Raw genomic sequence first — 11,917 nt, 5'->3', positions numbered from 1 at the left:
ACTGCAGGACCTACAGCAGCCGCGGCTGCTGGGGTTCCGGAATGCCTTCGACCGTGCTCTCGCCACGCATCACTTTCTTGAACTCCGCGCGCGACACCGAAACGTAGCGGTCGTTCCCGCCAATCTCCACCTGCGGCCCCTGCTGCACGGCGCGGCCGGCTTCATCGACGCGGACCGTCATCGTCGCCTTGCTGCCGCTGTGGCAGATGGTCTTGATCTCGTTGATCTCGTCGGCCCAGGCCAGCAGGTACTGGCTGCCTTCGAACAGTTCGCCGCGGAAATCGGTGCGCAGGCCATAGCACAGCACCGGCACCCGCTGCGCATCGACCACTTCGCTCAGCTGCCACACCTGCGCGCGGCTCAGGAACTGCGCCTCGTCGACCAGGACGCAGTGCAGGCGCCCGTGTGCGTCGATGTCGGCCTGGACGATGCGCTGCAGGTCGTCACCGGCATCGAAGGCGGTGCCGGCGGCCGTGAGGCCGATCCGCGAGGCCACCGTGCCGCTCCCGGCGCGGTGGTCCAGGCGCGGGGTGAGGATCAGCACGCGCATGCCGCGTTCGCGGTAGTTGTGCGCCGATTGCAGCAGGGTGGTGGTCTTTCCGGCGTTCATCGCCGAGTAGTAGAAGTACAGCTTGGCCATGCGCGCAGTTTACCCGCGCGGAGCGCCCGCACTGCAGCCGCGGCGGCCCGCGCGGAGGGCTTGACAGTGGCCGGACCCGCGCCTGCGGGGGCCGCGCGAAAGCGCGACGCGGCGCCGTCGGCGGCGCCCGGCGACCGGGTAAACTGGCCGCCCCTCCGGACTCGTTCATGCACGGTCTCAATCCCCCCCAGCGCGCCGCGGTGATGCACTGCGAAGGTCCCCTGCTCGTGCTCGCCGGCGCCGGCAGCGGCAAGACCCGTGTCATCGTCGAGAAGATCGCCCACCTGATTTCCTCCGGCCGCTTTCCGGCCCGTCGGATCGCCGCGATCACCTTCACCAACAAATCCGCGCGCGAGATGAAGGAGCGCGTGGCCAAGCGCATCCGCGGCGACGCGGCCGAAGGCCTGACGATCTGCACGTTCCATGCGCTGGGCCTGCGCTTCCTGCAGATCGAGCACGCCAGGGCGGGGCTGCGACGCGGCTTTTCCGTCTTCGACAGCGACGACAGCGCCGCCCAGATCAAGGACCTGCTGCCGCCCGGCAGCAAGCCCGACGTGCTCGACAACGCGCGCAACCTGATCTCGCGCGCTAAGAACGCCGGCCTGTCACCCGCCGAGGCCCTGGCCGCCGCGGGCAGCCCGCGCGAGATGGAGGCGGCGCTGCTCTACGAGCGGTACCAGGCACGGCTGTCGACGTTCAACGCGGTGGACTTCGACGACCTCATCCGCCTGCCGGTGCAGCTGCTGGAAGCCGACGAGGAGTTGCGCCTGGGCTGGCGCGAGCGCATCGGCTATCTGCTCGTGGACGAATGCCAGGACACCAACGACGCGCAGTACCGCCTGCTCAAGGCGCTTGCAGGCGAGAAGGGCCTGTTCACCTGCGTGGGCGACGACGACCAGTCGATCTACGCCTGGCGCGGCGCCAACCCGGAAAACCTGCTGCAGCTGGGCAGGGACTACCCGGCGTTGGAAATCGTCAAGCTCGAACAGAACTACCGGTGCAGCAACCGCGTGCTGCGCGCGGCCAACGCGCTGATCGCGCACAACTTCCACGAGCATCCCAAGACGCTCTGGAGCGACCAGCCCGACGGCGAGCGCATCCGCGTGTGGGAGTGCCGCGACAATGCCCATGAAGCCGAGAAGGTGGCCTCGGAGATCCACTTCATCGCGCAGAAGCACGCTGCGCCCTGGAGCGACTTCTGCATCCTGTTCCGCGGCAACCACCAGTCGCGGCCGCTGGAAAAGGCGATGCAGCTGCTGCGCATTCCCTACCACCTCAGTGGCGGCACGGCGTTCCTGGAACGCCAGGAAGTGAAGGACACGCTGGCGTGGCTGCGCCTGATCGCCAATCCCGACGACGACGCGGCGTTCCTGCGCGCGGTGCAGGCGCCCAAGCGCGAGGTCGGCGCCACGACGCTGGCCCGCCTGGCCGAACTGGCCCACGGCGCGCACATGCCGATGTCGCGCGCGGCCGAATCGGTGGGCGCGCTCAAGCAACTGGCGCCGCGCGCGGCCAATGCGCTGGATGGTTTCGTCGGCGTCGTGCGCGCCCTGCGCGCCGATGCGCAGCGCCTGAGCCCGGCCGAACTGGTCCGCGTGCTGGGCGAGAAGTCCGGCATGCTCGCGTCCATCCGCGCCCAGTGCAAGGACGAGGCCAGCTTCCAGCGCCGGCGGGAAAACCTCGAGGAACTGGCGGGCTGGTTCGAGGGCGGCAAAGGTTCGGGCCCCGGCGAGCTTGCGGCGCAGCTGGCGTTGCTGTCGCACGCCGACAAGGGCGAGGCGGGCAACCAGGTGCGGCTGATGTCGATGCACGGCGCCAAGGGCCTGGAGTTCCGCTACGTCTTCATCATCGGCTGCGAGGACGGCACGCTTCCGCATGAGATGGCGCTGGAGGAAGGCAGCCTCGACGAGGAGCGCCGCCTGCTCTACGTGGGGATCACCCGCGCCAAGGAACAACTGTGGCTCTCCCATTCGCGCGAGGCCTCGCGCTGGGGCGACAAGATGCGACTCAAGCCCAGTCGTTTCCTGGACGAATTGCCGCCCGCTGAACTGCAGCGCGACGGCGCCGATCCGGCGGCCGACGCGGTGCGCAAGCAGGAACGCGCCAGTGCGGGCTTCGCGGCGATCAAGGCCCTGCTGGAAGGCTGAGCGCGCGGCGTCGGGCCGTCGCGCCCGGCCTGATCGAACCGGTCAGCCGCGCGGCTGCGGCACGATGCGCAGGTAGGCGCGCGGCGCCTGCCAGCCCTGCGGGAACATCGTGCGCGCATCGGCATCCGACACCGACGCGGCAATGATCACGTCCTCACCCGGCCGCCAGTTCGCCGGCGTGGCCACCTTGTACTTGGCGGTCAGCTGCATCGAATCGATCACGCGCAGCACCTCGTCGAAATTGCGCCCGGTGGTCATCGGATAGACGAGTTCGAGCTTGACCTTCTTGTCCGGCCCGATGACGAACACGGTGCGCACGGTCTGGTTGTCGGCAGGCGTGCGGCCCGTCGCCGTGCCCGTGGTCTCGGCCGGCAGCATGTCGTAAAGCTTGGCCACGGACAGGTCGCAGTCGCCGATGACCGGGTAGTTGGGTGCCTGACCCTGGGTGTCGCGGATGTCCTGCGCCCAGCGCGCGTGGTCATCCACCGAATCCACGCTCAATCCGATCACCTTGACGTTGCGCTTGTCGAACTCCGGTTTCAGGCGGGCCATGCAACCCAGTTCGGTGGTGCACACCGGGGTGAAGTCCTTTGGATGGGAGAACAGGACGCCCCACGAGTCTCCGAGCCAATCGTGGAAGGCGAGGCGGCCCTGGGTGGTGTCGGCCGTGAAGTCGGGGGCGGTGTCGCCGATGCGCAGTGCCATGGGGGATCTCCGGCGTGGGGCGCCCGGGGTGGGAAGTTCGGGGGCGCCGCGCACGCAGGGAGCGCCGCCTGGCGGCGCGCGGTTCGCCGGTCCGTGACCGCCGGTGATAGCGGCCGCTTCGTTATACGCCGGCGGTGACCGGTCGGCAGACCGGGTGTCGGCTGTCAATGCATTCTCATGAAATCAATGACTTATTGGTGACAACATCAAGTGTTGCATCAAGTTCAGATCCGCCGTACGCTGCACCCATCCGGTGCGTCCGGACCCTTGCGACAACCGAGTCCTCCGGCTCCGGCCGGACTTGCGGGAGGCCTCTTGGCCTCCCTTTTCTTTTCCGGCGGCTGGTGTGAAGCGGGACGGCGTGCGCTTGTCCGGTCCCCCGCCGCCCGCGAAGATGCCCCAGCGATTGGGGAACCACCCGAAACATGTTCCAGCCCTCTCTCCCGCGCGCCATCGCCGGCGCCGCCGTGCTGTGCCTGGCCGTCCTGTCCGGGGGCTGTGACCGTGCTTCCGCGCCGTTCGGGGAGCGCGCCCCCACCGCCCCGGTGGCGGCGGTGGAACAGTTGGTGGACGACCTTCGGCGGAACGACCTGGCCGCCTATGCCCGCCATGCCGTGCCGGCGCCGCTGCATGCCCAGCTTGCGACCGCCTGGGACGAGGGCCGGACCGTGTGGCCGCTCACCGAGCTGCCCCTGGACCGCCAGCTGGGCGACTTCATCACCGCGCTGGCGGCCCCGGGCTCCGAACGCCGTCTGCTCGCCGCCTATCGCACCCAGTTCGCCGGTGCCCACGGGGAACTGCGCACCGCCGCCACGACGCTGGGCCTGTTCGCGACCCAGTACGTCAATCGCGAAGGCGAGTACAGCAGCGCCGAACGTGACCACTACACCCAGCTGATCCGCGCGCTGAGCCAGTGGGGACAGCGGGCGCCGCTGGGCGATGCCGCGCACGCCCGCAAGGCGGTACCGCGCCTGGCCCTGGCCGCGCGCGCCACGGGGCTTGCAGGCGAGGGCGGGCTGCGACGCGCCGGCATGGTGCGCAGCCTGCAGCGCCTGGGCCCGTTCTTCGGCCAGCTGCGCGGAGTGTTGCGCGATTACGGGCTCGACTTCGATACCGTCCTGGTCCACGCCCGGATCACGCTGGCCGAACAGACCGGCGACCGGGCGCGCGTGCGCATCCAGTACACGCTGGCCGGCCAGCCGGTGGATGCGTACCTGCTCCTGGAGCGGCATCAGGGCCGCTGGTACCTGAGCGACCTGCTCCGCCGCGCCCGGGCCGAAGCGGCCGCGACACCGGCGTAGTGGCCTGCTAGGCCGGCACCCGGGCCGCGCAACGGCCCGGCGCGGCATAATCCCGGGATGCCGAAGCAGACTTCCCTGTTTCCGGAAGAACCGCCCCGCCCGTCGCCGATGTCCCCGGCCGAGCCGGAGGGCGCCGTTCCATCCGGAACTTCCCATTCGCAGCAGCCTCAGGGCGGCGTGATCCTTCCCGAAACTGCCGCCGCCGACGACGGGGTGGACTCCACCGAAACGCCCATGGCGGCCCGCCCGGCGGAAGGTGCCCGCGCGCGGCCCCTCGCCCCGGCTCCCACCGCCGCTGGGCCGGCCGCAGTCGAGCCAGCCGCAGTCGAGCGAGGCGCAGTCGATCCGGCCGTAGTCGAACAGGCCGCACTCGAACCTGCCGCTGCGGAAGACCCGCCGCCGCTGGCAACGACGGCGTTTGAACCCGCTGCGCTGGAGCCCGCCCCGCTCGATCCCGCCCCGTCCATCGGCCCGGGCGGGATCGATACCCGCCAGGCCAGCCCGGCGCCGGCCCAGCCGGAACTGCCCATGCCCACGCCCGCCTTCGCGGCCGACCCGCGTCCGGCGCCCTCCACAGCGCGTCGACCCTGGTGGGTGCGCCTGCTCGGGGGCCTGATGGCGCCCTGGGTCGAGCTGAAGATCGAACCCGGTGCCCCCGCGCAGTACACCGCCAGCCTGCCGGGCCCGGTGTGCTACGTGCTGGAGGACTACGGCCTGTCCAATGCGCTGGTGCTCGAACGGGCCTGCCGCGAAGCCGGCCTGCCCTCGCCGCTGCAGCCCTTGCCGGGCGATCCGCTGGGCCGCAAACGCGCCTACCTGGCGCTGTCCCGTCGCAACGTCAGCACGCTGGCGCCGCTGAACACCCTGACCGGTTCCCCGCCGCCGTCGGCCAAGACGCATTCGGAATCGCTGGCGCGCCTGCTGGAGGCGCACCGCGAGCACCCCGAACTCGACGTCCAGCTGGTGCCGGTGTCGATCTTCGTCGGGCGCGCACCGGACAAGGACAGCGGCTGGTTCTCCGTGCTGTTCTCCGAGAACTGGACCATCGTCGGCCGCTTCCGCCGCCTGCTGGCCATCGCCCTCAACGGCCGCGACACCACGGTCCGTTTCGCCCCGCCGGTGTCGGTGCGCGGCATCATCGAGGAAGGTCTGCCGCCCGAGCGCACGGTGCGCAAGCTCTCGCGCGTCCTGCGTACGCACTTCCACCGCATCCGCGCGGCCGTCATCGGGCCCGACCTGTCCACGCGCCGCCTGCTGATCGACACCGTGCTGGCGTCCGATTCGGTCAAGGAAGCCATCGCCGACCAGGCCGCGCGCGACAAGAGCTCGCTCGCCGACGCGTACAAGAAGGCCCACACCTTCGCCTACGAGATCGCCGCGGACTATTCCCATCCGGTCGTGCGTTCGGCCAGCTTCCTGCTGACCACGGTGTGGAACCGCATCTACCGTGGCGTGCTGGTGCACCACCTGGAGAAGTTCAAGCAGGACGTGCCCGGCTTCGAAGTGGTCTACGTGCCCTGCCACCGCAGCCACATGGACTACCTGCTGCTGAGCTACCTGCTCTACACCAAGGGCATCGTGCCGCCGCACATCGTGGCCGGCGTCAACCTCAACCTGCCGATCGTGGGCACGCTGCTGCGCAAGGGCGGCGCGTTCTTCATCCGCCGCAGCATCCGCGGCAGCATGTTGTACTCGGCGGTGCTCAGCGAGTACGTGGCGCACCTGGTGGCGGGCGGTTATTCGATCGAGTACTTCACCGAAGGCGGGCGTTCGCGCACGGGCCGCCTGCTGCAACCCAAGGGCGGCATGATCTCGATGACCGTCCGCGGCTTCCTGCGCCAGCCGACCCGGCCCGTGCTGTTCCAGCCGGTCTACATCGGCTACGAGAAGCTGATGGAGGGCAACAGCTACCTCGACGAACTGACCGGCAAGGCCAAGGCCAAGGAATCGGTGTGGCAGCTGCTGATGGGCATTCCCAAGGTGCTGAGCAGCAACTACGGCCAGGTGGTGGTGAATTTCGGCGAGCCGATCCGGCTCAGTGACATGCTCGCGCAGCACGCACCGACGTGGGATGGCCTCCCCGTGCCGGAGGACGAGAAGCCCAAGTGGCTGTCGGACACCGTCGATGCGCTGGCCGACAAGATCAACGTCAACATCAACCGCGCCGCGGACGTCAATCCGATCAACCTGCTGGCGTTGTCGCTGCTGTCCACGCCCAAGCACGCGATGGGCGAGTCGGACCTGGTGGAGCTGATCACGCTGTCGCAGACCCTGCTGGCGCAGCTGCCGTATTCCGACCGCGTCACGGTCACCCCGCACACGCCCGAACAGATCATCGCCCACGGCGAGGAGATCAACGTGCTCACCCGCACGCGCCACCCGCTCGGCGACGTGCTCGGCGTGGACGGCGACAAGGCCGTGCTGCTGACCTATTTCCGCAACAACGTGCTGCACCTTTACACGGCGCCCGCATGGATTGCCTGCTGCTTCCAGCACAACCGGCGCATGAGCCGGGCGCGCGTGCTGGAACTGGGCCGCAGTGTCTACCCGTTCCTGCAGGCCGAGCTGTTCCTGCCGTGGACCACCGAGGAATTCGGCCAACGACTGGGTGACACGATCGACCTGTTCGTGCGTGAAGGCCTGCTGGAATGGATCAGCGACGAAGAGGGCGGGATCCTGGCGCGCAACGCGGGCCAGAGTGACGAGGTGTTCCGCCTGCGCACGATCGGCCACTCGCTGCAGCAGGCCTTCGAGCGCTATTACATCGCCATCTCGGTGCTGGCCAAGAACGGCCCGGGCACGCTGAGTTCGGGTGAGCTGGAAAGCCTGTGCCACTTGGCCGCGCAGCGCCTGTCGCTGCTGTACGCGCCGGCCGCGCCGGAGTTCTTCGACAAGTCGCTGTTCCGCGGCTTCATCCAGAAGATGCGCGAGCTGCGCCTGGTGTGGGTGGACGCGAATGGCAAGCTGACCTTCGACCAGCGCCTGTCGGCGTGGGCCAAGGATGCGAAGGTGATCCTGGGTCGCGAGCTGCGCCACACCATCGAGAAGATCAGCCCGGAATCGACCCGGTCCGCGTCGCCACCCACGGGCGGGTGACGCCGTTCGTCGTCGGTGGCGCGACACGTCGTCGCGCACCGACCGCTGAAAAGAAACGGCCCGCATCGCGGGCCGTTTTTGTCGGGTGCGCCGGGATCAGGCCGGTTCGTCGGGGATCAGCGCGCTCTCCAGCCGAGCGATGCAGTCCTTCAGCCACAGCTTCCGCTTCTTCAACCGTTTGACGGCAAGTTCGTCGGCGGTGGTGTCGACGATGAGGCGTTCAATGGCGACATCGAGGTCGCGATGCTCCAGCCGGAGCTCGGCCAGCCTGCGTGCGATCAGGGCGGGGTCTTCGGCGTCGATCATGGCCCGAGCTTATCGCGCCTGCCGGTCGCCGGCATGACCGGTTGCCCCAAATCATCGACGTTGGCGGCCCGGTGGTCGCCGGGCCTGCCGCTCCGGTTTCGGTCGGATGCGGCGCCGGGGCGCCGCATCCGGGTTGCCTTCAATTGAACTTGAACTGCGTGGCGCGCGGGACGCCGTCGCCCAGGTCCAGTTCCAGCCGGCGGCACAGATTGCGCAGGGACGTGGCCGCCATCCAGTCGAGCTGGTAGTAGCCGTTGCCCAGGTTCTGCAGCGCCGCGCTGTTGCCGCCGTACAGCGTGATCCGGTTCTCGCCCGCCGCCGGACAGGCGATCGCCACCGCGGCGACCCCGGCCGAAGTGAGATTCGTCACCGGCGCACCGTTGGCGTCCACCACGCGCCAGCGCAGCGGCACCGAACGGCCGGCCTTGAGCACGTTCAGCACCGGCGGGTTATGCACCGGGCTGGTGAAGCCGTTGAAACCATAGTTCACCCGATAGGTCGCGCTGCCGCTGGCGGTGTTGCCGGCGCGGTCGGTGGCGGTGCAGTTGACCTGCCGGGTGCCGACGCTGGAAGTCACCACCGCGCTGCAGGACTGCGTCGACACCCCGGACACCACATCGATGGCGTTGGCCGACGCCGCCGCCGCCGCATTGAGCAGCAGGCTGGCCGGCGCGGCCGGCGCGAGCACCGGCGCGGTGCGGTCGATGCGCACCGTGACCGGAGCGCTCATGGCGCGGTTGCCGGCCTGGTCGACGACCATGACAGGCGCCACGGTCGATTCGCCTTCAGCCGTGCGCGTCTGCGCGACCGGGCATGCGACCACGCCGGACAGCGCATCGCTGCAGGCAAAGCCCACCACCACGTCGGTGCGGTGCCAGCCGTTGGCATTGGGCGCGGCCTGCGGCGCGGCGACGACCACCGGCGCGGTGGCATCGCGCTTCACCGATACAGTTGCGCTGGCGCTGCCGCCCGCGCTTCGGGCGGTGCAGGTGAACGTCGCGCCCGGCGTGTCGGCGCGCAACGTGACCGGATCGCAGCCGGTCATCGCCTGCAGCGGCGAATCCGGATCCTGCACCGCCCAGCGCACGGTCACGTCGCCGATGTACCAGCCATTGGCGCCGAGCTCGCCCTCGATCGAAGACGTGATCTGCGGCGCCGACGCATCCACGCGCCAGTAGTGCAGCGCTGGCGTGGGATCGGTGTTGCCGGCGTGGTCGACGGCGCGCACGGCGAACACGTGCGGGCCGGTGCCAAGGCTCTCGAGCGTCAGGCGCGAGGTGCAGTTCGCGAACGGCGCGTCGTCCAGGCTGCATTCGAAGCGCGCCACCCCCGACAGCGCCTCGTCCGCACCGAAGTCGAACTCCGCGGTGGTCTGCGAAGTCTGCGGGAGCGGGCCTTCGCCGATGACGGTCTGCGGCGGCGTCGCGTCGCGCTTGATCGTCACGGTCTGCGTGACGCTGCCGCCGGCGCTGGTGCCGGTGCAGCTGAAGCCGGCTGCCGGACTGTCGGACGCCAGCACCGTCGGTTCGCAACCGCTCTCGCCCGAGGACCAGGATTCGTCGTCACTGACCGACCAGGCGATGGACACGTCGCCCACGTACCAGCCGTTGTCGCCCATCGGTCCATCGACCTGCGCGGTCACCACCGGCGGCGTGTCGTCCACGCGCAGGGTCATCGTGCTGGAGGCGACGAAGCCGTCCGCGTCGCGCCCTTCCAGGGTGACGGTGTACTGGCCGCCCTGCGTGGCCGTGCCCTGCAGGCGCCCGTTCTCCAGCACGATGCCGGGCGGCAGTGTGCCTTCGGCAACGGCGATGGTGGCCGGCACGGCCTGGGAGCCGTAGTCGGGTGTGGAACGCTGCAGCTCCACCGGGAAATCGACGGGCTGGCCGATCGACAGCGGTGGCAGGTCGCGCGGTTCCAGCCGCAGGATCGGGTACTCGGTGCCCTCGCCGTCGCCCCAGCACACGCGCGCACCGTCGCTGCGGATGGCGCAGGCCGACCCCGAGCCGGTGGCCACGGAGACGAAGCGTCCGGCCGGCGGCGTGATGTAGGCCAGCGAACCGGAACCCTGGCAGCGCAGCTCGTTGTGTTCGTCGATCCAGCACACGCTGGACTGGCCCACGCTGTAGGCGCGCACCTCGTCCATCGCCTCGATCATTCCGCCCCAGGACAGGTCCCGGCAGCTGGCATGATTGTTGGTGAACAGTGCGCAGTTGCCGCGGTCATGCGCCTGCATGGAGGCGATGCGCAGGTCCCACTCGCCGGTGGGCGGCGGGGGAATCAGCTGATCGTCGCCGCCGTAGCCCCAGCACGTCGCGGTGCCGTCGTCGCGGACGCCGCAGGTGTGGACCAGGCCCGCGGTGAGGCTGCGCAGCACGTCCGCCGGCGGCGTCGCCTGGCCGTTGGTGTCTTCGCCCCAGCACCGGGCGGTGCCGTCATCGCCCAGCGCGCAGGCGTGGTGATAGCCCAGCGCAGGCATGCGCAGCAGGCCGGGCGGTGGCAGGGTACGGCCGCCGCCCTGCTCGCCCCAGCACACCGTGGTGCCGTCGTCACGGCGACCGCAGCTGTGCACGAAGGCGGTGCCGATTTCGGTGAAGCGCCAGGGCGTTTCCCAGGGCATCGCCTGCGGAGGCTGGGTCTGGCCCGAGCCATCGCGGCCCCAGCAGGACGCCGCGCCGTCGGGACGGGTCTGGCAGGTGTAGCCGAAGCCGGCGTCGAGGCTGCCCAGGCCGAACACGCCGTCCGGCGGCAGCGTCGCGCCCTGGAACTCCTCGCCCCAGCAGCTGAGGCGGCCGTCGCTGCGCAGGCCGCAGGTGTGGTACGCACCGGCGGCGAGGGCAACGAAGCGATCCGTCGCCGGCGGCGGGACGCCGCGGCTGTCGCCCCAGCAATCGGCCGTGCCATCCAGGCGCAGGCCGCAGGCGTGGCGGCGCCCCATCGTGATCGCCGAGTAGCGCGCGCCCTGCGTGGGCGGCACGCCTTCCAGCGGTTCGCCCCAGCAGGACACGGTGCCGTCGGCGCGCAGGCCACAACTGGCCCGGTAGCCGGACGCGATGGCCTTGAAGCGATCCTCCGGCCCCGGGAGCGTCGGCGGCGGTCCGCCGAAGCCGATGTCGCCCCAGCAGCGCACGTTGCCGTTGCCGGCCAGCGCGCAGGCATGCGTCTCGCCGGCGGCGAAGGCCGACAGCAGCTCGGGGGTCTGGATGTTGTCGGGCGTCCAGCCCAGGCACTCGACGTGGCCGTCCATGCGGATGCCGCAGACGTAGGACCCGTTCGAGGAAATGGTGGCGTAGCGCGTCCATTCGTCCTGCCATTGCAACTGGATGTTGCCCCAGCATTCCAGGCGGCCGTCATCGCGCAGGCCACAGGTGTGCATCATCCCGGCCGCCAGTTGGGTGAAACGACCTTCCGGCGGCGTCGCCTGGCCCGCGTAGTTGGCACCCCAGCACGCCACGGTACCGTCGCGCCGGATCGCACAGCTGTGCCCGTCGCCCGAGGCCAGCGCGAGCACGCCGCCGCGGCCTTCCAGCACCGCGCCGGACTGGCGCACCTGCGCCGAGGCGGTCGCGCACGCCCCCAGCCCCGCCAGCATCAGCACCAGTCCCGGCAACGGTCGCATCGCCGCCTTTCCCCAACGCACGCATGCCCGTGCCAGCCCGCGCAACGCGCGGCCGCTTCCATTTCGCATCCTTGTTTTCCCCATCTCACGTTCCACGCGGGGC

At 70.1% G+C, this 11,917-nt stretch carries 7 protein-coding genes; 3 read left to right on the top strand and 4 right to left on the bottom strand.

Translation table 11 applies throughout. The annotated features are described in order from the left end of the window. Window positions 1-10: 10 nt before the first annotated feature. Window positions 11-640, bottom strand: coding sequence for a thymidine kinase (locus I8J32_RS05025; RefSeq protein WP_200614704.1), 630 nt, complete (start codon window positions 638-640; stop codon window positions 11-13). A 167-nt stretch (window positions 641-807) separates the two neighbouring features. Here I8J32_RS05025 and I8J32_RS05020 point away from each other — a divergent pair, with 167 nt between their 5' ends. Then, window positions 808-2,787, top strand: a complete 1,980-nt coding sequence (locus I8J32_RS05020) for a UvrD-helicase domain-containing protein (protein WP_200614706.1) — start codon at window positions 808-810, stop codon at window positions 2,785-2,787. A 42-nt stretch (window positions 2,788-2,829) separates the two neighbouring features. On the opposite strand, the gene I8J32_RS05015 is transcribed toward I8J32_RS05020, so the two are convergent. Next, window positions 2,830-3,492, bottom strand: coding sequence for a peroxiredoxin (locus I8J32_RS05015; RefSeq protein ID WP_200614708.1), 663 nt, complete (start codon window positions 3,490-3,492; stop codon window positions 2,830-2,832). Window positions 3,493-3,917: 425 nt separating this feature from the next. Between I8J32_RS05015 and I8J32_RS05010 the strand changes: the two genes are divergently transcribed. Next, window positions 3,918-4,793 (top strand): hypothetical protein, encoded by an 876-nt coding sequence (locus tag I8J32_RS05010; protein ID WP_207526799.1) that lies wholly within the window; start codon window positions 3,918-3,920, stop codon window positions 4,791-4,793. Window positions 4,794-5,258: 465 nt separating this feature from the next. After that, entirely contained in the window at window positions 5,259-7,889 is a 2,631-nt protein-coding gene (gene plsB / locus I8J32_RS05005; RefSeq protein ID WP_245156487.1) for a glycerol-3-phosphate 1-O-acyltransferase PlsB, read from the top strand. A 96-nt stretch (window positions 7,890-7,985) separates the two neighbouring features. On the opposite strand, the gene I8J32_RS05000 is transcribed toward plsB, so the two are convergent. Then, window positions 7,986-8,192: a YdcH family protein gene (locus I8J32_RS05000; protein ID WP_407061012.1), complete on the bottom strand. Its 207-nt coding sequence runs from the start codon at window positions 8,190-8,192 to the stop codon at window positions 7,986-7,988. A gap of 142 nt (window positions 8,193-8,334) precedes the next feature. Continuing rightward, window positions 8,335-11,814 carry a PxKF domain-containing protein gene (locus tag I8J32_RS04995; protein ID WP_207526798.1) on the bottom strand — a complete coding sequence of 1,160 codons (3,480 nt, stop codon included), beginning with the start codon at window positions 11,812-11,814 and terminating at the stop codon, window positions 8,335-8,337. Window positions 11,815-11,917: the final 103 nt, after the last annotated feature.

Source organism: Lysobacter solisilvae, assembly GCF_016613535.2.
Classification (GTDB): domain Bacteria; phylum Pseudomonadota; class Gammaproteobacteria; order Xanthomonadales; family Xanthomonadaceae; genus Agrilutibacter; species Agrilutibacter solisilvae.
Note: the sequence above shows the minus strand (reverse complement) of the source record. Positions and strands in the feature narration are given on the sequence as shown.

Bases quoted from the DNA above. Each gene is read 5' to 3' on its own strand.
- I8J32_RS05025 (WP_200614704.1), bottom strand. From the start codon at position 640: ATGGCCAAGCTGTACTTCTACTACTCGGCGATGAACGCCGGAAAGACC.
- I8J32_RS04995 (WP_207526798.1), bottom strand. From the start codon at position 11,814: ATGCGACCGTTGCCGGGACTGGTGCTGATGCTGGCGGGGCTGGGGGCG.
- I8J32_RS05015 (WP_200614708.1), bottom strand. From the start codon at position 3,492: ATGGCACTGCGCATCGGCGACACCGCCCCCGACTTCACGGCCGACACC.
- I8J32_RS05020 (WP_200614706.1), top strand. From the start codon at position 808: ATGCACGGTCTCAATCCCCCCCAGCGCGCCGCGGTGATGCACTGCGAA.
- I8J32_RS05010 (WP_207526799.1), top strand. From the start codon at position 3,918: ATGTTCCAGCCCTCTCTCCCGCGCGCCATCGCCGGCGCCGCCGTGCTG.